Annotated in this window: 1 pseudogene; it reads left to right on the forward strand. The window is 61.3% G+C overall.

Annotated elements, in window-relative coordinates:
- Positions 1-15: 15 nt before the first annotated feature.
- Positions 16-212 (forward strand): annotated as a pseudogene (locus FVD38_RS26355) (IS110 family RNA-guided transposase); the annotation flags it as partial.

The raw sequence follows: 212 nt of genomic DNA on the forward strand, positions 1-212 counted from the left end.
CGCATAGAGGCGCACATGGTGGCTGGGCTGAGAGACGTTGCAGCCAACGTTGCCGAGCACATCAAGTGGCTCGATGCCGAGATTCGAAAGCTCCAGGATGAGATCGACGACCACATCGACAGGCATCCTGGATTGAAGAACGATGCGGCACTCATCGCCAGCATCCCTGGCCTGGGGGCGACGACGGTCGCCCGAGTACTGGGCCACCTTGG

Source organism: Massilia arenae, assembly GCF_008014745.1.
Taxonomy (GTDB): Bacteria; Pseudomonadota; Gammaproteobacteria; order Burkholderiales; family Burkholderiaceae_D; genus Telluria; species Telluria arenae.